At 67.1% G+C, this 21292-nt stretch carries 22 protein-coding genes and 1 other RNA gene; 7 read left to right on the plus strand and 16 right to left on the minus strand.

Going from position 1 to position 21292, the window contains the following annotated elements:
• Positions 1 to 42 precede the first annotated feature (42 nt).
• On the plus strand, positions 43 to 696 hold the full coding sequence (locus tag OG989_RS30430; RefSeq protein WP_327029210.1) for a TetR/AcrR family transcriptional regulator: 654 nt from the start codon (positions 43 to 45) through the stop codon (positions 694 to 696).
• A 129-nt stretch (positions 697 to 825) separates the two neighbouring features.
• Here OG989_RS30430 and OG989_RS30435 read toward each other — a convergent pair whose 3' ends face one another.
• The 3 genes from OG989_RS30435 to OG989_RS30445 form a co-directional block, all read right to left on the minus strand.
• A complete protein-coding gene (locus tag OG989_RS30435) occupies positions 826 to 1215 on the minus strand; it encodes an Imm32 family immunity protein (RefSeq protein WP_327029211.1) in 390 nt (129 codons plus the stop codon).
• Between the two features lie 345 nt (positions 1216 to 1560).
• A complete protein-coding gene (locus OG989_RS30440; RefSeq protein ID WP_327029212.1) occupies positions 1561 to 1920 on the minus strand; it encodes a hypothetical protein in 360 nt (119 codons plus the stop codon).
• Between the two features lie 709 nt (positions 1921 to 2629).
• Entirely contained in the window at positions 2630 to 3415 is a 786-nt protein-coding gene (locus OG989_RS30445; protein ID WP_327029213.1) for a maleylpyruvate isomerase N-terminal domain-containing protein, read from the minus strand.
• A 496-nt stretch (positions 3416 to 3911) separates the two neighbouring features.
• Between OG989_RS30445 and OG989_RS30450 the strand changes: the two genes are divergently transcribed.
• From OG989_RS30450 to OG989_RS30460, 3 genes are read left to right on the plus strand one after another with little or no spacing between them, the layout of a single operon-like run.
• Positions 3912 to 4382: a hypothetical protein gene (locus OG989_RS30450; RefSeq protein ID WP_151454047.1), complete on the plus strand. Its 471-nt coding sequence runs from the start codon at positions 3912 to 3914 to the stop codon at positions 4380 to 4382.
• 32 nt (positions 4383 to 4414) lie between these two features.
• Positions 4415 to 5212, plus strand: a complete 798-nt coding sequence (locus OG989_RS30455) for a winged helix-turn-helix domain-containing protein (protein ID WP_327031270.1) — start codon at positions 4415 to 4417, stop codon at positions 5210 to 5212.
• Entirely contained in the window at positions 5209 to 5898 is a 690-nt protein-coding gene (locus OG989_RS30460; RefSeq protein ID WP_327029214.1) for an HAD family hydrolase, read from the plus strand. Before OG989_RS30455 ends, OG989_RS30460 begins: the two co-directional genes overlap by 4 nt.
• A 102-nt stretch (positions 5899 to 6000) precedes the next feature.
• On the opposite strand, the gene OG989_RS30465 is transcribed toward OG989_RS30460, so the two are convergent.
• Positions 6001 to 6195, minus strand: a complete 195-nt coding sequence (locus OG989_RS30465) for a helix-turn-helix transcriptional regulator (RefSeq protein ID WP_244164556.1) — start codon at positions 6193 to 6195, stop codon at positions 6001 to 6003.
• A gap of 459 nt (positions 6196 to 6654) precedes the next feature.
• Here OG989_RS30465 and OG989_RS32000 point away from each other — a divergent pair, with 459 nt between their 5' ends.
• The gene (locus OG989_RS32000) at positions 6655 to 6915 is read left to right on the plus strand and encodes a hypothetical protein (protein ID WP_442791895.1); all 261 of its coding nucleotides are present in this window, start codon (positions 6655 to 6657) and stop codon (positions 6913 to 6915) included.
• 25 nt (positions 6916 to 6940) lie between these two features.
• On the opposite strand, the gene OG989_RS30470 is transcribed toward OG989_RS32000, so the two are convergent.
• The 4 genes from OG989_RS30470 to rnpB all read right to left on the minus strand — a co-directional run bounded on the left by OG989_RS30470 (position 6941) and on the right by rnpB (position 12309).
• Positions 6941 to 7834, minus strand: coding sequence for a hypothetical protein (locus OG989_RS30470; RefSeq protein ID WP_327029215.1), 894 nt, complete (start codon positions 7832 to 7834; stop codon positions 6941 to 6943).
• 32 nt (positions 7835 to 7866) lie between these two features.
• A complete protein-coding gene (locus OG989_RS30475) occupies positions 7867 to 10101 on the minus strand; it encodes a tetratricopeptide repeat protein (RefSeq protein WP_327029216.1) in 2235 nt (744 codons plus the stop codon).
• A 1158-nt stretch (positions 10102 to 11259) separates the two neighbouring features.
• Positions 11260 to 11475: a hypothetical protein gene (locus tag OG989_RS30480; RefSeq protein WP_327029217.1), complete on the minus strand. Its 216-nt coding sequence runs from the start codon at positions 11473 to 11475 to the stop codon at positions 11260 to 11262.
• A gap of 416 nt (positions 11476 to 11891) precedes the next feature.
• Positions 11892 to 12309: RNase P RNA component class A (gene rnpB, locus OG989_RS30485), an RNA gene on the minus strand.
• Positions 12310 to 12411: 102 nt separating this feature from the next.
• On the opposite strand from rnpB, the gene OG989_RS30490 reads away from it, so the two are divergent.
• Complete coding sequence (locus OG989_RS30490) at positions 12412 to 13173, plus strand: sulfite exporter TauE/SafE family protein (protein WP_327029218.1); 762 nt, start codon at positions 12412 to 12414, stop codon at positions 13171 to 13173.
• A 217-nt stretch (positions 13174 to 13390) separates the two neighbouring features.
• Here the strand turns inward: OG989_RS30490 and OG989_RS30500 are convergent, their stop codons facing one another.
• Positions 13391 to 14209: a TrmH family RNA methyltransferase gene (locus OG989_RS30500; protein WP_225852377.1), complete on the minus strand. Its 819-nt coding sequence runs from the start codon at positions 14207 to 14209 to the stop codon at positions 13391 to 13393.
• Positions 14210 to 14211: 2 nt separating this feature from the next.
• On the minus strand, positions 14212 to 15021 hold the full coding sequence (locus OG989_RS30505; protein ID WP_151456231.1) for a phytanoyl-CoA dioxygenase family protein: 810 nt from the start codon (positions 15019 to 15021) through the stop codon (positions 14212 to 14214).
• A gap of 154 nt (positions 15022 to 15175) precedes the next feature.
• Here OG989_RS30505 and OG989_RS30510 point away from each other — a divergent pair, with 154 nt between their 5' ends.
• A complete protein-coding gene (locus tag OG989_RS30510) occupies positions 15176 to 15670 on the plus strand; it encodes a GyrI-like domain-containing protein (protein WP_225852378.1) in 495 nt (164 codons plus the stop codon).
• Positions 15671 to 15689: 19 nt separating this feature from the next.
• Here OG989_RS30510 and OG989_RS30515 read toward each other — a convergent pair whose 3' ends face one another.
• From OG989_RS30515 to OG989_RS30540, 6 genes are all read right to left on the minus strand, one after another.
• Complete coding sequence (locus tag OG989_RS30515; protein ID WP_327029219.1) at positions 15690 to 16235, minus strand: hypothetical protein; 546 nt, start codon at positions 16233 to 16235, stop codon at positions 15690 to 15692.
• Positions 16236 to 16319: 84 nt separating this feature from the next.
• Positions 16320 to 17975, minus strand: coding sequence for a monocarboxylate uptake permease MctP (mctP, locus tag OG989_RS30520; RefSeq protein WP_327029220.1), 1656 nt, complete (start codon positions 17973 to 17975; stop codon positions 16320 to 16322).
• Positions 17975 to 18256: a DUF3311 domain-containing protein gene (locus OG989_RS30525; protein WP_151456234.1), complete on the minus strand. Its 282-nt coding sequence runs from the start codon at positions 18254 to 18256 to the stop codon at positions 17975 to 17977. The genes mctP and OG989_RS30525 overlap by 1 nt, the downstream gene beginning before the upstream one ends.
• Positions 18257 to 18416: 160 nt before the next feature.
• On the minus strand, positions 18417 to 19637 hold the full coding sequence (locus OG989_RS30530; protein ID WP_151456235.1) for a bifunctional RNase H/acid phosphatase: 1221 nt from the start codon (positions 19635 to 19637) through the stop codon (positions 18417 to 18419).
• Between the two features lie 4 nt (positions 19638 to 19641).
• Complete coding sequence (locus OG989_RS30535) at positions 19642 to 20379, minus strand: zinc ribbon domain-containing protein (RefSeq protein WP_151456236.1); 738 nt, start codon at positions 20377 to 20379, stop codon at positions 19642 to 19644.
• Positions 20376 to 21206 (minus strand): Nif3-like dinuclear metal center hexameric protein, encoded by an 831-nt coding sequence (locus OG989_RS30540; RefSeq protein WP_192581510.1) that lies wholly within the window; start codon positions 21204 to 21206, stop codon positions 20376 to 20378. The genes OG989_RS30535 and OG989_RS30540 overlap by 4 nt, the downstream gene beginning before the upstream one ends.
• Between the last annotated feature and the right edge of the window lie 86 nt (positions 21207 to 21292).

Below are 21292 nucleotides of genomic sequence, written 5' to 3' on the forward strand. Positions count from 1 at the left end.
CCCGTCTGGGAACGGCCCGAGCCTCAGCCGCGAGCAGCGCCGGTGCCGCTGAGCCGCGCGAAGATCGCCGCCACGGCTATCGGGCTCGCCGACGCACACGGCCTCGACGGCCTGTCGGTTCGCAAGATCGCCAAAGAGCTCGGCGTCGGTCCGATGCGGCTCTACGACTACGTGTCCAACAGATCCGAACTGCTCGACCTGATGGTCGACGCCGTGTACGCCCAGATCGCCGAGGCCGGTCAGCACTCCGAGTGGCGCGCCACGCTACTGGCCGTCGTCCACCGGACCCGCGACGCCGCTCTTGAGCATGAGTGGTTCGCCGACCTGCTCGGCGCAAGGCCGCACCTGGGACCTCATGCGCTTGCCGTGGGCGAATCGACCGCGGCGGCGCTCAGCCAGGCCCCTGGCGTACGCGGCATCGACGACCTCCAGCGGGCCATGGGCGCCCTCAACGCGTTCATCATCGGGGCGCTCCGCAGCGAGGTCACCGAGCGACGCACCGCCCGTTCCACCGGCACCGACGTGCCCGCCTGGCAGGCCGCCCTCGGGCCCTACCTGACACGCATGCTCGAAACAGGCCGCTACCCCACCATCGCCCGGCTCGTCATCGACGGCGCCCACCTCAACGCCGAGGAGACCTTCCACCACAACCTGATCACCGTCCTGGAGGGCATCACCGGCCATCCCCAGACGTGACCACATGCTCCGAGGCCAGCCGCCCGCTGAGAGCCTGCACCTCGGTCAGACATCCGGATCTGCTGCAACCAGCGCGCCGAGGGTGTGGCAGATCAGTTGACGGACTGCCACCGCCCGGCGATCGTGCACCTACGATTCTGGCCAGTCAGCCACGATGACCAATGGGACCAGGTCCGGCGACCGGTAGTCGTCGCCAGGGAGGTACTCAATGTGCTGATGCCGACGGACTGTCCGATCATCGGCAGTCTCGGCCTGCTCAGCCACCCCGTCCAGCATGTCCCAGATGATGTCGAGATACTCACGCCCGCCGGAGAAGTGCAGCGTGGTTCCGCCTTGCAGACCGACAAGCAGCGGGCCTGCGGTCGCCTTCTGACTGACGACCCCGTCGGTGACCGCCACCTCAATGGGCTCGGCATGTTGGCGAAGCAGCCGGCTGAGGGCGCGGAGCGCAGCCGGCGGACCGGCAAGCTCCAACTCGTCGTCGCTGACGGAGACACGGCAGCGTCGGTGATCCTCCATCGACGCATTGTCCCTCGCCGCGCGATCCTTGCGTCGCCCGCCGCGAAGGCCTCCGCGAGCGCCTTGAGGAACATGTCGGGCATCAGGTGGGACGCGAGCGTCAAGCATCTCCCGGAGGCGAGGACGTCCATCAACATCGCCGTGGCGCCAGCGAACGCCTCAACCAGGTCGCGGCTATCTGCCGCGTGCCATTGCACCGGTGCCATTCTTAGCGCTGCTCGTGGTTCTGTCCAGAATGACCGCATCTCACGCGCGTACCTGACCCGCGTCCTATGCGCAGAGACGAGGGAGCAGTTTTATCGTGGTGCGCCGATCGTTGGCTGGTGCCCACCAATCGTGGCCTGCCTACTGGCCGAAAGTGGAGCGCAGGTTCGCGTTGATCAGTTCGTTGAGCCGCTTGCGTAGGTGTCCCAGCAGTGACGGGTCGGGCAAGGGCTCGGCGACCAACAGCGTCCAGCGCAACTGCGTGCCTTGTGCACCGTCGGGCACCAGGTCGAAACGCACCTGAGCATCGGGGCGCCTGGGCCATAGTGACGACCACATGACCAGGCGCGGATGCTCCGCGTGCAGGATCTGCGGAGTTTGCTCGTCGTCGAGCAGCCGCAGCCAGGGGCGCGCCGGGTCGCGGTCAGGCTCGGTGAGCGCCTCGAAGACGATGGCCGGTGGGGGTGGCTGGCTACGGGTGCGGCTACCGGCTTCGAGCATGCCTCAGAATAAGGGCGAACAACTCATCGTGATGAAGGGCGCCTGATCAGGACACGCGACGGTGTGTCGCTGCTCCAGATGGAACGAGGCTCCGGTAGGACAGCAGTCGACCAAGAACAACCGGCCAGTACGGAAGCCTCGTTGCTGACCTATCTTGCCGGCGTCTCACTGTCCACGCGCAGCCTGACCCGTCTGACCGAGCTGATCCGTGACCGGCACTGCACGCTCGTATCGTCAGGGCTTCCGGCTGCCGCGCCAGTCCAACCCCGGGACTGGTTTGCCACCGGGTCACCGGGTCGCGGCACCAGCTCCGCCGCCAGGACGTTGCGGGGCCTCCCCCACAGCAGCCGGCCATCGAGCCAGGTCCCCAAGCGCCGGACCGGAAAAGGCCCTCACGACGGCAGAGCGCGCCGTACCGAGGCAAGACCAACTGACCCAGCACTCAGGGCGTCTCCAGGGCGTCAGGGCGTCCGCAGGGCGTCAAACGCCGGCCAAAGTTGACCAAGAACGACCATCGACATCCAGACATAGAACCAGCTCAGAGCCTTGATCAGGGCTGGGAGCTGGTGGGCGACGGACGAGTCGATTTGTACGCCGGATTGCGATCATCGCACCCGCGTTGACCTGGGGCGGAGCCTGGCAACAGCCACTGTAGGCCGTCGCCAGGCCGTCAGGCGTCGCAGGTGCGAAGATCGCATGTCGTCGGTTGTCACACGGACGGGTCCCAGGCGGCGAGTTGATCGAAGATACGGCGGTCGCCTTCGAACTCCAGCGACTCCAGCGGTATGCGGCCGTAGAAGAACAGGACCAGGTCGCTTGCCGTGCCCCGGGCGGAGACGTGGGCCTTTTTGGGATCCTCGCCGGCAGCGGGCGTGAAGCGGGCGACCTGTGCCCCGTCGCGGGAGAGCCGAAGGCGCCAGGAGTGGCCCTCGGTGGCGTGGTAATCGACGATGGCGGGGTCGTGTGGCCAGGCAACCGTGGTTGCGCAGACCGTGAACTGGCAGTCGTCGAAACCGTCGAGGGCGACCTCGTCTGGTAGCGGCTGCGGGGCACCCAGGGTGAGCTGGGCGTCGTAGGTGTACACCGCGATCTCGGGGACCTGTCGCCGCGCCCAGGCACCTGAGGTTTGCGGTGACGGCGAGTCATCCCACCACGTCCAACAACTGCGATCCGGGCCGGCCTCACGCAGCGCGCTCGTCAGGTGCTCGATGGACTCGGTCCACCAGGCCAGCAGTGCCTCGCGCTCCCGAGGCGCACCCATGCCGTCGTCCCAAGCCGACTTCTCCGGGGGCGCGTCTGCCGGCCCTGCGGCGACGATGGCGGCCGATTTGCGGCGAGCCATGCCCACGTGTTGCACAAGATCGAACAACGTCCGCTCGGGATGGGTCGGAACCTGCATGTCGAGGCGGGGCGCCGCGGCGACCGCGGCGCGGAAGGCGGTCGACCGTTCGTTGATCAGCCGCAGATGATCAGGGAACGTGAGAACTTTATGCACCCGGCTTTCTACCACTGTGCTCCGACGACCGGACAGCGAATTTCGCGACCGATCGCGCCGGCCGCCCCGGCACTGATACGTGCCCTTGGTTCACGCGCGGAAAGCGACATCCGCGTTGATGCTCTCCCCCCGCGTCGAGCAACGCCGAGGCGTAGAAGTGACGCAGCGCGTGCATCCCGGTGGCCCGGGTCGGCGCGCGGCGTCATGCCCGGCACCGAGGACGCAGAACGCACCATCAGGTACGTCACGAAGTACATCACCAAGCACACCGGCGACTGCCACAGGATCACGAGCGGCCGGCAGCGTGCACACCTCGACGCCGTCCAGGAACTTGCCGACCTCGGATTGGTCAAGACCACCACCATCGAGGTACGCGTCCGGGTTCGCGATCAACTCCAAGATCCGCCGCCAGGATTACGCGTTCAAAGCTGCATGACGAGGCACTAGGTTGGCGGCGTGGGTTCCTCGCCAACGGAAAGAAGGAGGAGGCTGTCCGTTGGGCTACACGCTTGATGCCCTCATCGGCTCCGTCGGCGCTCTCCACGCCGCTGCAAGCCAGTGGCCGGCTGCTGTGCCCGTGCCGCTGGCGCATGACCTCGCGCTGCTGCCAATGACCGACGAACTGTTCGACGCCGTCACGGACGGCACGACGGAGCGGGTACTCGGATTCTGGAAGCTGCCGGGCGGCTTCGACCGTGAGCTGTCGTCCTGGTCCTCAGTGGGACCGGTCGGCTATGTCGAGGCGGACTTCTTCGGGGGCGTGGGCAGCCAGCGCGCGGCCCTCTGGGTTGCTGGCGAGTTGGTGTTCGGACCGCTGTTTGTGGGCGAGGGTGAACCGTTCGCTCCCCAAGGAAGCCCTATCTCTCAGCTGCTGGCGCGCCTTGGTGTCGAGCGCCACAGGTACCGCGATGAGTTCGAGGCGGTCGGCCTCGGACGCCACCGCGAGACGGCGGACTGGCTGCCATAGCGGCGAGGAACGTCGATCATGTCAAGCATCGGCTGGGACGCAGGTGTAAAGCATCAGCCGGGACACGACAAGCCTCTTGCGAGAAGCTGCCGTCGCAACACGACCTCGTCGAACGGTTCAGCGTCGCCCGCGAGACGATCAAGGCTGCCCTTCGCAAGCTGCAAGATGAGCGGCTGATCGTCACCCGTCAGGGCAGCGGCACCTTCGTCCGCGCCAACACGGAACGCCCGGTCGGACTCCGGCCGCACATCGAACGAGCCTTCGAGGCCACGAACGTCACGATCGACTTCGCCGGCTTCTCCGGAGAGACGATGTACAACGCGATCCAGGAGACCTTGGACAAGGTCCGCATCGGGCGCCTCACCCCGGAGTCGATCCGGGTACGCGTCCTGATCTCCGACATGACCTCACCAATGGCGATTCCCTGCCGCGCCGAGGACCAGGCCGACGACCCCGGCATCCGCGCCCGCGCCCGCCGCATCACCGACCGGTCGATCCATGCCCTCACCGACGCCGTCCAGGAACTTGCCGACCTCGGATTGGTCAAGACCGCCACCACCGAGGTACGCGTCCACAGGGCCGCCCCGCTGTTCAAGCTCTTCATCATCAACGAGCAGGAAGCCTTCTTCGGCTTCTACCCGGTCGTCGAGCACACCGTCTCCGTCGAGGGCAAGCCGATGGCGATCTACGACGCGATGGGCAAGGACGCGATCCTCTTCCCGTTCACGCCCAGCGACGAGGACAGCAGCAATGACGCCCTCTACGTCGAGCAGGCCCGCGCCTGGTTCGACAGCATGTGGGGCACCATCGCCCGCGAGTACGCCTCGTGACCGCCCCCGACCTGGCCAACGTGATCGACCGCGCCCGCGTGATCCTGCTCGACTTCGACGGCCCCGTGTGCAGCATCTTCGCCCAACACTCCGCGTCGACCGTCGCCCATGAGTTGCGCCGGCTGCTCGTCGACCAGGCCGTCACCCTGCCGCCCGAGATCCTGGCCGAACGCGACCCGCTCGCCGTGCTCCGCTTCACCGCCACCCTTGGCCGCCCTGCCGTAGTCCGCCTGGTCGACGAGGCCATGACCCGCGAGGAAGTCACCGCGGCCCGCACCGCCGAGCCGACCCCGTACGGCCGGGAAGTCATCGTCGCCGCCCACCAGACCGGCCGCCGGATCGCCGTGGTGTCGAACAACTCGGCCGCTTCCGTCCACGCCTACCTGAGCGCCCGCCGGCTCACCTCGTACGTGCACCCGGTCATCGGCCGCCCCGAGGCAGCGCCCGAGCGGATGAAGCCGGACCCGTTCCCGGTGCTCGCAGCCGTACGGGAGCTGGGCGCGGAGCCGGCGGAATGCGTCCTGGTCGGTGACTCGGTCAGCGACATCGAGGCCGCCCACGCCGCCGGAGTCGCCGCCATCGGATACGCCAACAAGCCCGGCAAGCGCGAACGGTTCGCCGCCGCTGATGTCGTCATCGACAGCATGGCCGAACTGGTGACCGCCTTCGCCGTCGACGAGCTGTAGCACCACCACACCGCACACGAGCGCCCCGGAAGATCATCACCGGGGCGTTTCTCGTGTCGTCAGCTCACCTCAGGCCCGAGGACGCGGTGCAGCCGCCCTGGGCTAGTCCAGGTCCCCGCGCTTGGCAGCGATCCACGCCTCAACGTCTTCGGCAAGCCAGACGTTGCCCATTTGGAGCGTGGCCACGGGCTCCGGGAAGTCGCGCCGGTTGGTGATCTGGTAGACGCGCTGGCGCGAGACGCCACCGAGCATGGTCCGGATCTCCCCCGAACCCACCAACCGCAGCTTCCTGCCCATGACGCTGACGCTAGGCACACGCCGACTAGGCGTGAGTCAAGTTGATAGACACCTAGATAGCGCTGCCACTGGTCGCTTACCCTTTACGCATGACTAGGTCCAAGTGGTTCCAACGCCCCGACCAACCTGTCGACTACGTAGCCGGCGAGCCAGCCCCATCGAGGTACGGCCGGGAGCCGCAGAGATGGACTGGTCGCGCCGCCGTCCCCGCACCAGAGCCACCCCTGATGACCAAGGCAGGACTCTGGCGCTCCAGGAACACCGCGACGTGCCTCAACCAGAGGTAGGCCATGTCGATCCCGCAGCAGCGACCAGAGCCCCCGTTCCTCGTCCTGATGGCCGGCAACGTCGTCGACTTCCATAACCGCGCCACCTGCCGGCAGTGCTCCGACGACGGATGCCCACGCCTGTCGGCGGCCGGCGAAACCCTACGCGCTTGGCGCGACAGGAAGAGCCGACGTGAAACCCGGTGATGTCCTGCACCTGACCCGTGCGGCAAGTCCCCAGTTCGTACGACCGATCTTCTTCCGCCTCATTAAAATCCGGGCGGAACTCCACACCTATGACGGATGGATGTGGCTTGACGGCTACCAGCTCAACCCAATAGGGGAAGCCGTGGCACGTCGAGAGCTATTCGTTCTGAAAAAGGGAGTGCGGCTGGCACATCTACCCGCCCCGCAGCAACGATACCCCAAAATCGGCATGCGAAGGCGCCAGTAAGCCAAAGCGTGCGGCGCCCTGCACTTCACTGTCTTCGACTCAGTCCTCTACGCCTACCGCGAACACCAGCATATGAACCTTTGCGGTCGGCCCTAACACCGGACCCGGGCGATTCGGTGAGCGAAAGATTTCGCCTCTTCTCCAAAATCTTTAGCTTGAGCAGGACCGCTCGACACTCTCGCACAAGGAAACCGCCAAATACCTCTTGCCTCTTCCGCTCATTAAGAAAATGAAGAACGGGAGCCAAGGCGCCGCAAAATAATCCAACCAATACAAACCCGTGCACAAAAATGGGCACCACCTCACGAGATAAACCGCAGAAAATGACAACCGCTGTTGCAAGAGGTGCAGCGAATGCCACTGCGAGCATCCGTCGAAGTTCCTTGTCACCCATATAAACAAGGGCCCACTTGCGAAATCTCATCAAGCGGGCTACATCTATCAGCCTTTCACCTACACTAGCGTGCCGACGCAGTTCTGCCGTCAAGCGCTGAGCGCTCTCAAGCGACACGAAAGGATCCTCAAGGCCAGCGGATATCTTCATAATTCGTCGAGCCAGCGCTCGCGCGCTTGACTGCGGGCGATAGCTAGCCGCTAGCGTAAAACCAAAGATCAAGAGCGCAGATACGCCTAAAAAAATCAATTGCAATCCGGATAAGAAGTCATCGCGCGTTCCGCCTCCCGTAACGAGATTCACTCCAACGCCGGCCAAGATGGCCATGACGGCGGAAAGCATAGGTAAAGTCACTAGGGCACGGAACGCATCCAAAGACAGAAGCCAAAGGCGGTAGGCCGCCTCAATCTGAGTTCTAAGGATGAAATAAACAACAACCTGGAATGCAAGGTAGATCACGCCTACTGCCAACGACAGAAATCCTGCCAGCGCAAGCGTCCGCAGAGGAAAGAGCAACACATCCACGCATTCGAACCTAGCAGCTCACCGCCACACGGTCACGACTTCCTTTTTCTAAGGAATACTTCAAGCGCATGAAGAACCTCAAAGTCCTTCACCGTTTCGGGATGATCGGGACCGAAAACCGACAGATCTATTTCGTATGCTTTACGGATAGCCGCCAAAGCTAGCTTCGATTGACGCAAAGCGAAACACGCCTGTCCGTAGTGCAGCAAAGCAGCCGGCAGCGAGAGCTTTGCTCGCGGAAGCTTCTCAAGCGCTTCAATCGTTGGCCCAAGCAGTTGCACTGTCTCTTTATATCTACGCTGATGGAAGCGTAGGCGCCCTAGTTTGAGATTGTACTCGTATCGCACCTCCGGATTCTGCCCAAAATCTGCGTCAATCAGCCGTTCCGCCTCCTTGAGTTGGCTGGCTGCCTCCTTCAAATCTTCGATATCGATTGCTCCATCCGCGAGCGAAAGGTACGAATAAACCAACGGGATGTCGGACCGAGTTCCACTTCGACGCATTTGGACTTCATGATACTTCTTATCAAAGAGATACGACCTTTCCATATCGTTCACGTCCTTCGCCAGGAGCGAAGCAAGCCTGTAAGAGTCGGCGCGAAGATTTAGCGAGAGCCCGGTCGGAAGATCTGCGAGGAATCTGTTCAGGCGCTCAGTGGCATCGACACCTCTGCCAAGCATCCGCAATAGCTCAATCCGGACAAGCTCCACGCGGGCCGCTGGCTCTCCCTCGAAAATCCCTTCGGGTGGCAGGTCGGAAAGAATGGTCGCTGCAAGATCACGTCGACCTGTTTCCGCCGCGATGACCCCAAGATCACAGACAGCGTTCGCCATCGTCTCGCCATGTCGCAGATCGCGTCCTGTCTCCAGGTTCGCACTCAGTAAATCTATTGCTTGGTCAATCTCGCCAGACCAGAAGTATGCATGAGAAGCAGACTGCCGCTGCACCACAAGCGCCATCAGCGGCATGCGACCACGATCGACTCCGGCCGAAACCAGCTCGAGCCCTTGAGCGGCGAACATCACTGCACTATGGGGCCCGGCAGCACCGCCAAGCAACGGAAGGCGACGCGAGAGGAATGAGCAAGCCTTAACGATGGCTAAGCCATCGCAGCCAGCAGACAGTCCATGAACTGTCAGCGCTGCAATGTGACCAACATAGGGGTCGCATTGCGGATCATCTTCGGAAGTAGACGGTAGATTAGTACTGACTAGCCCTATCCCAACCTCAAGCAAGGACACGGGGTCGGAATTCATGTTACGCACAATCATGGCGATAATCGGGTGCAACACCAGCCCATTCCCACGACGTTGAACCAACGATGTTTCAACGAGGGCGTCGATCGAGTCTTGCCGCAGAGAATCTTTGTGAAGGTTCTGAAATATCTCCCAACCCCTCCTAGACACGCCTCGAACGAGATCGGCCCGCAGCTTTCTTAAGATAGTCGATTTTATTTTATCGAGCCGCCGCGGGAACGATGCCTGGCTGCGTAGATAGGCGATGGGCCAGTCCGACTGAAAGAGTGATAGATCAACGGGATCAGACCCATAGTACGAGAGGACACCTAGGAGGTCAGCAGCAACTGGCGCTCTCTCGGACAGCGCCGAAACGCTCAGCTGGACGGTTTTTACAACGCTTTCGGGATGCCCCGAAGCGGCCCCTTTGTTGAGTATTCGCAAGGGCTCGTGCGCGAGTCTCTCAAGGAATATGGAAGGGGACGTGTTCGTGGACCGGCAATAGCTGGTGGCCTGAACAACAGCAAGAGGGTGATCGTGGAGTGCCGTAGCGACACTGTCGAGTTCGGCGTCCATCGCGTCAGGTATGCCGGCCTTAAGAAAGCGCAGCGTTTCTCGCCGACTCCAGGTAGGTAGCTCTATGTGGCGAAACCCTAAGTCAAGGAAAGGGACGGTGCTGGTGATCAGTACACGGCATGCCGCTCGTCGCGGTATTACGCCTCGTATGACAGCCGCGTCAGTTACACCATCAACAATCAGAATTGTTCGGTGACCATAGGGAAGGGATGGTGTAACCGATGTACCCAAGCTTGACAGACCTGCCACTCCAGGGAGATCTTCTTGTGGATTGATTGCCCACAAGTCTCTCAGCAACGAGGCCTTGGTGCTTCCATTGACAATAACAGGACTGAATACGTCGCTCCTGAGAGCCGCAAATTGGAGGGCAAAGCTGGTTTTACCGCAGCCGGGGACGCCATGGATCACTACCGGAGCTACAGGATCCTCGATTTCCACATCAAGAAGCTCTGCCACCTCGTCAAGATAGGACTCTCGGCCAACGAATCCCGGGTCGGGTTCCCAAGAGTAGGGGTATGCAGTTGTTGTCGGGTCTAACCGATTTCTGTCCTTCAGTGGCTCGAGCAACGCCCGCATAAGCCGATCGCGGGAGAGCCAAGAGCTTCCCATACGTATATCAGCCTCGCCTCGGGCTGCGGCATGCAGGGTGGCCCCGAGCCCAATCTCGTCTACAGGGCTGTCGGTACTGGCTTCCGCTATCAAGGCAACGAGGGCTTCATACGATTCCTGCGCCTCGTTTCCCGTTGGGTCGCCATGCCGCTGGAGAAGTCGTTGCACCTTGCTAATCCCCACTGCGGAGATTTCTTTCCGCCGAGGGAGTGGCTGTCGAGGTATGGTTAAGGCACGAATAAAATCTTCAGCCTCAGCCACGTTCACCTTAAGGTGGGCGGACATCTGCCTGACCACTTCCGATGTTAGCGGCTCTTGCAGCGCACACGTCTTCCACAATGCATACGTTCCCCCCGTAAACCCGCCATTACTCCAAAACGCGACGCTACATCTCTTGCTTGAAGCAGTCCAAGCGAGATGCAAGTGCCGCAGAACATCTTGCTTTTTTAGGGCAGACCAAGACCAAGAAGGTTCAGCGTACTGGTTAGGTTCACGGTGTTTAATCGATACGAGCTCTGGAGCCCCACGCGACGGGACTAGGATTACATCAGTCGAATATTCTACGATGATTCCAGCCAGGCTATCGCTAGGAAGATGGTTCAGCACAGCCACAGCGACACACTCGTCCTGGTATCGGAATCTGGCGCGGGTTTCCGGGGCTGTATTCCGAGAATCGAAGCCTAGCGACTTTAAGTTCTCCAGTGAGACTGGTTCTATGCTGTAGTCGTCACCGTTCGCTGCCATCCGGTTACTATATTATATTGAGGCCCGAGCTGGAAAGTGGAAGTTCATCTGCCGCAGTCGCGCTCGGACTGTCATACCGCGATGTGGTTTTGCTACCTGCACCATCGCATACCGGTCGGATCGCGAGTGTGAGTCCTCCACGTCTGTTGCCGATTTCCTCTGTTTTGGATCAAGGCACCGCGCTCCGCGCGGTGCGGGGCGGCAAGCCCGGCCGGCGGTAAGCCACCGACAGCCGCCGGGACACCGCCCCACGGTCGGATCTCAGCTCAGCGCGAGTTCGTCCGGGAAGCGCTCGTGAAGCGCGGCGACCGCATGCTTCAGGCAGTAGTCGAGGCTATGGCTGTCGACCCTGATCGCCGCGCCGTCAAGCCGCTGACCCGAGATCACCACGGTCCAGGGCTTACGCTCCCGCTCCCCGTCAATCTTGACCAGTCCTACCAGACCCATCTCCCCCAGGTGCTCCAGCAGCTCCGGCACGCACTCGTCCCACCTCATGCACGAATGGGACCACCAAGACCGCTACGGGAGCCAGCGGGGTCGGCCTGGTCGTGCGTCGGGGCTTCCGGCTGCCGCGCCAGTCCAACCCCGGGACTGGCTTGCCACCGAGTCACCGGGTCGCGGCGCCAGCTCCACCGCCAGGACGTGCCCGACCCTGCTCCACAGCCGCCGGCCCCGATTCCGGAACCACCGAGCGCCGGCCCGGAGAGGCCCCGCGACGGCACAGCCAGTCCGACCCGAGACGAGGCCAACTGAGCCGGCGCTCAGGGCGTCTCCAGGGCGTCAGGGCGCCCTCAGGGCGTCAAACGTCGGCCAAAGTTGACCAAGGACGACCATCGACGCCCGAACATAGAACCAGCTCAGAGCCTTGATCGAGGCTCTGAGCTGGTGGGCGACGGACGAGTCGACCTGTACGCCGGATTCTGTGACCGGCGCGCGCCCCGAGGGGCTCGCGCCGGCGGCGGCCATCCATCTAGGCCTGCCGTCGCCGGCAGGCTCGAGCGGCCTACCCGCAGACATCGGGCGGGCAGCCCTCAAGCGTCTGCGCCGGGTCGTCATCATGTCTGGTGACGGCCCTTGCTTGGCCTTGCTCCGGGTGGGGTTTACCGAGCCACCCCGGTCACCCGGGGTGCTGGTGGGCTCTTACCCCACCGTTTCACCCTTACCGTCCCCGATGGGGTCGGCGGTCTGTTTTCTGTGGCACTGTCCCGCGGGTCGCCCCGGGTTGCCGTTAGCAACCACCCTGCCCTGTGGAGTCCGGACGTTCCTCGGCGGCGGGCCGGAGCCCGCCGACGCGACCGCCCGGTCGACTCGTCCGTCGCGCACCCATCCTAACGACGCCACGGCCGCGTCCATTGCCGCCCCGGGACGACCGGCACCCGTCCTGCCGAGGCCGGGTACTAGCCTCTGGTGACCATGGATGTCTCCGACGCCGCGCTGCTGCTCGCCGCCGGTCTCGCCGCGGGCACGGTCAACGCGGTGGCCGGCGGGGGCTCGCTCATCACCTTCCCGGCGATGATCGCGGTGGGCCTGCCGCCGGTGCCGGCCAACGTGAGCAATTCGGTCGCGGTCTTTCCGGGGTACGTGGCGAGCGTGGCGGGCAGCCGGCAGGACCTGCCGCCCCGGCGGATGCTGGCCACGCTGGTGCCCACCACGATCGTCGGCACGATCGCCGGCGCCCTGCTGCTGCTGGCCACCCCGGCCCGGGCGTTCGAGCTGGTGGTGCCCTTCCTGGTGCTCGGGGCGACGGCGGTGCTGGCGTTCCAGGATCCGCTGCGCCGGCTCGTCGGGCATCCGCGCGACCTGGCGCCGCGCCGCCGTACGGTCACCGTGCAGGCCATGGTCGCCGTCGGCGCGGTGTACGGCGGCTACTTCGGCGCGGCGCTCGGGGTGATGCTGGTCGCGGGCCTGGCCCTGGTGCTGGACGCGACGCTGGCCCGGGTGAGCGCGATCAAGAACCTGCTCTCCGCGCTGGTCGGGTTGACCACGCTCGTGGTGTTCGCGCTGTTCGGGCCGGTGAACTGGGCGGCCGTCGCGGTGGTCGCGCCGGCGACGCTGGTCGGCGGGTACGCCGGCGCGCGGCTGGTGCGCCGGCTGCCGCCGGTGGTGCTCAAGGTGCTGATCGTGGTCTTCGGCACGGCGATCGGGCTCTACCTGCTCTGGCGCGCGCTGCGCTGAGCCTCGGCGACACGTGGCCGGCCTGGGGCACCCGAGCGGCTAGTGGTCGTGGAGCGTGAAGCGGGGGCCGCCTGACCGGCCTTGATCGGGATGGTCGCCTTGATCCCTCGGCGGCGCAGGTACTCACGGTTGGCCCGCGAGCTGTAGGCCATGCCCGCCATCGCACCCACTTCGAAACGCGGCCCAGGGTGATCAGCCCACCAGTGTGATCAGCGCGCTACCGGCGGGCGGCAGCGCTGCGCTGGCGTGCCGATTCGTAGAGCACGACGGTCGCGGCGACCGCCGCGTTCAGGGAGCTGGCGGCCCCGGACATCGGGACCCGGACGAGCTGGTCGCAGGCCTCACGCCAGCCGACGCTGAGACCGGTGGTCTCGTTGCCGATCAGGGTCAGCGCGGGTTGCGTGAAGTCGTACTCGGCGGCATCCAGTGCGCCGTGCTCATCGGCACCCACGATGCCGATGTCGACGCCGTCGGCGCGCACGTCGGCGACCCAGGAGAGCACCGCCTGGTGTGAGGGCGCCCGGACCACGGGCAGCGCGAACAGCGAGCCGGTGCTCGCCCGCACCGCCTTCGGGTCGTACACATCGGCGGCATGGCCGGTGACGATGACGCCGGACGCGCCGAAGGCGTCTGCGGACCGGATGAGCGTCCCGATGTTGCCAGGGCTGGTGGGCCGGTCGAACACGACGGTGAGCATGGTCGGCCCGGCCGGGATGCGGCGCAGGTCGTCCTGCGGCAGCGCGACCACGGCCAGCAGCTCCGGAACCGTGTCCGCCTTGCCGCCCAGCATGTGCATCAGTTCACGGGAGACGGCGAACCTCTCGGCCCGGACGGTGTCCAGGGCCTTGCGTGCCCAGCCGGAGAGCTGGACGTCGGCGTCGTAGAGCAGCTCTCGAACCTGCCAGCCGTGTTCGATGGCCATGGTGATCGGGCGCACGCCCTGCACGAGGAACTCGCCGCGACGCTGCCGCTTGGTTCGATTGCGGAGCAGTGCCTCCCACTGCTGGAATCGTGCATTGCGGCCACTCACCCGCACCCTCACCGTTGTCCCCGCCTTCCCCGTACATCAGGAACGGGGGTGTCCTGCCCGAGTCCTCGGCGAATCGCGATCTCCACGGGCGAGTACGCACCGTCGGCCCGTTCCAGTTCGAACGGCGCGGCCGGCACCAGCGGCGGCTGGGCCATGAAGCGCGGCCGCGTCCCGTGGTGCGGTTGCGCCGCGTGCACCAGGAAAGGATGGCACAGGAATACATCGCCAGGAGACCCGGTGGCCAGGGCGAGTGGCCGGTGGTCGGACGCCGCCACCAGCTCGGGCGCGAGGTCCAGCCCGCTCGCCCCGTCCTCCCCGTACTTCTCCAGCACCTTCGGCACGTCGAGGTGTGAGCCGACCCGGATCCGTGTCGGGGCGTCCTCCGCACCGATCTCGCTGAACAGGAACAGCATCAGCAGCGCCCGGCCCCGGGAGCGAACGTTCGTGAAGTACCAGCTCGCACCCTCAGGCAGATAGCTGCCCTCGATGTGCCAGCCCGCGTCGTTCGGCTCGTCCTTGTGCGGGAAGCGCAACGGGAACGTGCCCAGCGAGTAACGCGGCTCCCAGCGTCCCGCGCCGACGAGCAGGTCGTACGCGTGATGGAGGAACGGTGAATTGGGTGCGGCGGCGAACGGCCCCTGCGCCATGCCGGGCACCCAGTGCACGGGCTGCGTCCAGGTGGCTGGGTCGTCCGGGTCGCAGCCCGTCTCCCGCCACAGCAGCCGCGCGCAGTCCGCGGCCACGCGCGGTGCGACGGCGCCCGCCAACTTCACGAAGCCGTCGCGAAGGAACCGGGATACCAGTGTCGTGTCGTCCATGCCCCCATCGTGTGGCGGCACCGATCCCGATCACCCGACACTTTCCGCTCCGCCTCTGTCGGGTGTGCCGCAACAGAGCCGGTCACGATACGGAGGCACTGTCGCACAGCACTACAGCTTGAGGTTCCGCCCAACTGCCGAAGGGAGCGAACGCATGGAAACCCGCATCGTCGACCATCCCGCGTTTTGGCTCGTGGGGCACGCTGTCCGGGTTCCACTGATCCACCGAGGCATCAACCCGCACATCCAGCAGCACATCGCCGCGCTGCCGGCAGAGGAGCACCTGCGCTTGAAGGCACTCGGCGACACTGAGCCGGGCGGCCTGCTCGCGGTCTTCGATGACCTCGACGCGGACTACGACGAAGGCAGCGAGCTGACCTACCTGCACGGGGTCGCCGTGTCCCCGGGCACGCCGGTCCGGGGCGATCTCGAGGTCATCGAGGTCCCGGCGGGCCGCTGGGTGGTCATCCGGGCCGTGGGGCCGCAGCCGCAGACCCTGCAGAAGATCTGGGCCGCGGCCGCAGCCGAGTGGTTTCCCTTCAACCCGTGGCAACTGCGGCCGGGCCCGGAGATCGTCGCGGTGCCCGAGCCGACGGACGACCTCAGCACCGCGACCCGCGAGCTCTGGCTGCCCGTCGAGCCGGCGTAGCCCGCCTCTGGAATACGGCCTAGTGGTCGTTGAGCGTGAAGAAGAACGTCCGGTGCTCGACGTCCAGGAAGGCGGTCCGCCACCGCGTGGACGGGGTCGCCTCGTCGTACGCCCGGCTGTGCAGCCAGCGGGGCGCGGCCGGCAGGAACGGCGCGAGAGCGGGCCAGGCGTCCGCCGGGCTGCCGGAGTGGGGAGCCTTGGCGGCGGGCGCGTACGGCACGAAGTCGTACCGCTGCGCCAGCGTCCGCGCGTCCTCCGGACGCAGCCGGACCACGCCCTGGTAGGCCCAGTCCACCGGACCCGGCGCGCGGCCGCACGGCTCGCCCGAGAGGGAATGGACCTGCCAGTGGATCTCCAGGTAGTCGCCGAGGTCCGGCAGCTCCTGGGGCGGGTCCCACCGGTTGGTGCGCACCTTCGCCTCCTCGGCGCGCACGGACTCCCGGCACTCGGGGGTGTCGCCCGGGTCGTCGCTGACGACCCGGATCACGGCCCCCACACACCCGACGACCACCAGCAGCAGCGCGGCGGAGCCGCCGAGGACGGCCACCAGCGCGCGTCTCGTCATGGTCGTCAGCGTACGAAGGGCGTCCACTCCCGCCGCGTCGCCCCCGGCCGCAGGGGGCCGGGGGCGACGCGGTCCGGGAGACGCTCAGGCGACCGGTTCCGGGGCGGCGTCGGCGTCCCGGTTCGGGCCGGGTACGACGCGCGGGTCGCCCTCGTCGGCGAAGTAGTCGTCCGACGTGGTGCCGTCGCCGCCGTCGCGCACCTTCGCCGCCCGCAGCACCACCGTGAGCAGCGCCGCGACCGCGAGGTTGACCAGCACCGCCACGATCCCGACGTAGATCGTCTTCGGGGTGTCGAAGCCGAAGTCGGCCAGCGGGAACGCCGAGCCGCCGAAGTGCTTGCGGCCGGTCGCGGCGTTCGGGATCTGGTAGAGCATCCACATGCCGAGTCCCATGCCCGCGATCCAGCCGCCGATCAGCGCCCCCCGGTGGAACCAGCGGGTGTAGAGGCCGAGGGCCACCGCCGGCAGCGTCTGGAGGATGATCACGCCGCCGATGAGCTGGAGGTCGATGGAGAACTGCGGGTCGAGGAAGACGATGCACGCCACCGCGCCGACCTTGACCACCAGCGAGGTGATCTTGGAGACGTTCGCCTCCTGCGCGGGGCTGGCGTCCCGCTTCAGGTACTCCTTGTAGATGTTGCGGGTGAACAGGTTCGCCGCCGCGATCGACATGATCGCCGCCGGCACCAGCGCGCCGATGCCGATGGCCGCGTACGCGACGCCGGCGAACCAGTCGGGGAACTGCTGGTCGAACAGGACCGGCACCACCGTGTTGCTGTCCACGGTGCCCTCCTTCGACCCGGGCAGCGGCTTCACCCCGGCCGCGATGGCCATGAAGCCGAGCAGCGCGATCAGGCCGAGCAGCAGGCTGTACGCGGGCAGCGCCGACATGTTCCGCTTGATCACGTCGCGGTTCCGGCTGGCCAGCACGCCGGTGATGCTGTGCGGGTAGAGGAACAGCGCCAGCGCCGAGCCGAACGCCAGCGTGACGTACTGGAGCTGGTTGTTGGCGTTGAGCAGCACCCCGTCGTTGGGGTTCGGCGACGCGTCGAACTTCGCGTCGGCGGCGTCGAAGATCTCGCCCCAGCCGCCCAGCTTGTACGGCAGGTAGAGCACCGCCACCAGGATCACGATGTAGATCAGCGTGTCCTTGACGAACGCGATCAGCGCCGGCGCGCGCAGCCCCGACTGGTAGGTGTACGCGGCCAGGATCGCGAACGCGATGATGATCGGCAGGTGCCGGGCCAGGGCGCTGTCGCCGGTCACCCCCATGGTCTTCAGCACCGCCTCGATGCCGACCAGTTGCAGCGCGATGTACGGCATCGTCGCCACGATGCCGGTGATCGCGATCAGCAGCGCCAGCACCGGCGAGTCGAACCGCTTGCGGACGAAGTCCGCGGGGGTGACGAAGCCGTGCCGGTGCGAGACCGACCAGAGCCGGCACAGCACCAGGAACACCAGCGGGTAGATGACGATGGTGTACGGGACGGCGAAGAAGCCGGCCGCGCCGGCACCGAACATCAGCGCCGGCACCGCCACGAAGGTGTACGCGGTGTACAGGTCACCGCCGACCAGGAACCAGGTGATCCAGCCGCCGAAGTTGCGCCCGCCCAGCCCCCACTCGTCGAGGTGGGCCATGTCCTTCGGGGCCCGCCACCGGGCCGCCACGAATCCCATCCCGCTGACCAGCAGGAAGAGCACCGAGAAGACGATGATCTCGGTGAGGTGGTCGCGCCACATCAGCGATCACCCGCAGCCGTGTCGCCCGGCCCGTCCGACGGCGCGCCGGCCCGCTTCTTCGTCATCTGGTACACCAGCGTGGTGGTGGCCACGCCGAGCAGGATGTAGACGAGCTGGAGCCAGTAGAAGCGCGGGAAGCCGAGGAACCGGGGCGAGTCGGCGTTGAAGAAGACCGGGATCAGGGGCACCACGATGGGGATGAAGAGCAACCAGTTCCAGGGGCTGTGGTCCTTCGCCCTGGAGCGCGCCGCGGTCGGCGCCTCCGGTTCGGGTGCGGCCATTGCGACAAACCTCCGCGAGTCGTAGATCGACACAGATGACGGCCGGAGGCTACGACCCTGTGACCCGGGTCACGTTCTACGGGAGGAGGTTGCTGCGCCGAACGGCGGACGGCGTGCGCCGAACGGCGACCCCGGGCGGCCGGACGGCCGGCCGCCCGGGTCAGATCCCGGCGAGGTGCGCGGTGTCGTTGACCGTACGGACGGCGACCCCGCCGTCCGGCCACGTGTCGAGCACCGAGATGCCGGCCGCGTCCAGGAAGAGCCGGTGCAGGAAGCCGTCGCCGGCCGCGAGGGCGTCGCGCAGCACCAGCTTGATCGGCGAGACGTGCGAGACCACCACCACGGTCTCCCCCGGGTACGCCCGGCACAGCCCGTCGACCACGCGGCGGCAGCGCTCGGCGACGTCGACGAACGACTCGCCGCCCGGCGGGGCCACCCGGGTCGAGGCCAGCCAGGCGTCCATCTCGCCCGGCCACTCCTGGCGGACCTCGGCGAAGGTGCGCCCCTCCCAGGCCCCGAAGTCGCACTCGATCAGGTCGTCCTCGCGGCGCACCGGCACGCCGCCGAGTGCCCCGGCGATCGCCTCGGCGGTCGCCGTACACCGGGACAGGGGCGAGCTGACCACGGCCGCGACGGTCGGGGCCAGCTCGGCCACCCGGGCGGCCGTGGCCCGGACCTGGGCCCGGCCGCGCTCGGAGAGCGGCACGTCGCCGCGGCCCGAGTAGCGGCGCTGTTCGGTGAAGGCCGTCTCGCCGTGCCGGACGAGGACGAGCCGGGTGGCGGTGAAGCTCGGCCGCGGCTCCCAGGAGGCGGGCGCGGTGGCCGGGTCGGTGCCGGTGCTCGTCGCCGACGCGGCGCGGGCGGCCACCTCCCGGGCTTTCGCGCGGGCCGGCGAGTCGGGACCGGCGACCTCGCGCGGCGGCTCCACGACGCGCGGCGGCGCGACGGCGGGCCGGGCCGGCGCCTTGCCGGCGGCAGCGTCCATGGCGGCGTTGGCGAGGGCGTCGGCGTGCCGGTTGCGTTCCCTGGGAATCCAGTGGAACCGCACGGCGGCGAAGCGGTTGACCAGCCCGGCGGCCTGCGCGGCGAGCGGGCGCAGCCCGGGGTGCTTGATCTGCCAGCGGCCGCACATCTGCTCGACCACCAGCTTCGAGTCCATCCTGGCCTCGACCTCGGCGGCACCCAGCTCGGCGGCGGCCTCCAGCCCGGCGATCAGCCCCCGGTACTCGGCGACGTTGTTGGTGGCGACGCCGATCGACTCGCCCCGCTCGGCCAGCACCTCACCGGTGTCCGCGTCGCGGACCACCGCGCCGTAGCCGGCCGGGCCGGGGTTGCCCCGGGATCCGCCGTCGGCCTCGACGACGACCACGCGCGGCGCCACGGGACTACAGGCCGGACTCGTTGGTACGGACCATGATCCGCCGGCAGTCCTCGCAGCGGACGACCTCGTCCGGGTCGGTCTTGCGGATCCGGGCCACGTCGGCGCCGGAGAGCGTCAGACGGCAGCCGCCGCACCGGCCGGCGGTCAGCAGCGCCGCGCCGAGCCCGGTGTCCTCGCGGATCTTGTCGTAGAGCTGCACCAGGTCGGCCGGGAGGTCGCCCGCCAGCGGCTGGCGGGCGCCGCGCTTGAACTCCTCCTCCTTGGCGATCTCCGCCAGGCTCTCGTCGCGGCGCCGCTCGGCGTCGTCGCGCTTCTCCCGCACCTCGGCGAGCCGCTGCTCGACGCCGTCCAGCACGCCCTGGGCCGTCTCCCGCTGCTCCATCAGCTCCAGCTCGGCGTCCTCCAGGTCGCCCTGACGCCGGTTGAGCGAGACCAGCTCGTGCTGCAGGGCCTCCAGCTCCCGGGCCGGGCCGGTGCCGGCGGCGAGCCGGGCCTCGTTCTTGGACTTGCGGGCCCGCACCTGGTCGACGTCCTTCTCCATGCGGGCGATGTCCCGGTCCAGGTCGTCAACCGCGACCTGGGCGCGGACCCGCTCGTCCTCCAGCGCGGACAGCTCCCGGGCCAGCGCGTCCAGTTCGGCCCGCTCGGGCAGCGAACGCCGCCGGTGGGCGAGCTGGGCGAGGGTGGTGTCGATCGCCTGGAGGTCGAGCAGGCGGCGCTGGACCTGGGGGTCAGCCTTCACGTTCTGGGCTCCTTGTCGTCCACCGCGGGTGGGGCGGCGTGTACGGTCCACGGGTCGGTGGCCAGGTCGGACACCAGCGTCTCGACACCCGTCGCCTCCCGCAGGAGGACGGCCAGGTCGTCCAGCCACGGTCGTTCCGTCGCCCAGTGGGCGGCGTCGAGCAGGGCCGGGCCGTCGGCGGCCAGGTGCTCGCCGGCCGGGTGGTGGCGCAGGTCGGCGGTGAGGAACGCGTCCACCCCGGCCGCGGTCGCGTCGGCGAGGAAGCCGTCCCCCGCGCCGCCGCTGACCGCGAGGGTACGAACCATACGCCCGGGATCCCCGGCGGCGCGAACTCCCCAGGCGGTGGCGGGCAGTACGGCGGCGGCGTGCCGGGTCAGCTCCGCCAGCGTCATCGGCTCCGGCAGCTCGCCGATCCGGCCGATCCCCCGGCCGTCGCCGTGCGCGGGCGAGCCGGGTGCGGGCCGGTGCAGCGGGCGAAGCCCGGTCAGCCCGAACCGGGCGGCGAGGGCGTCGGAGACACCCGGGGCGGCCACGTCGGCGTTGGTGTGCGCGACGTACAACGCCACGTCGGACTTGATCAGCCGGTGGACGATCCGGCCCTTGAAGGTCGTGGGCGCCACCGAGGAGACGCCGCGCAGCAGCAGCGGATGGTGGGCGACGATCATGTCGACGCCGGCGTCGAGCGCCTCGGCGACCGTCTCCGGCACCACGTCGACGACGCAGAGGACCCGGCGCACCGGGGCGCAGGGCTCGCCGAGCACCAGCCCGACCCGGTCCCAGTCCTCGGCCCAGGCCGGCGGATAGCGCCGCTCCAGCTCGGCGACCACGTCGGCGACGGTCGGCGGGACTGCGTTGGTGCTCACGGCGGGCCAGCTTACCGGCGCGAGCCGTGGCCGGGGCCCTCGCCCACCGA

Origin of the sequence: Micromonospora sp. NBC_01740 (assembly GCF_035920365.1) — a bacterium.
Lineage (GTDB): Bacteria > Actinomycetota > Actinomycetes > Mycobacteriales > Micromonosporaceae > Micromonospora > Micromonospora reichwaldensis.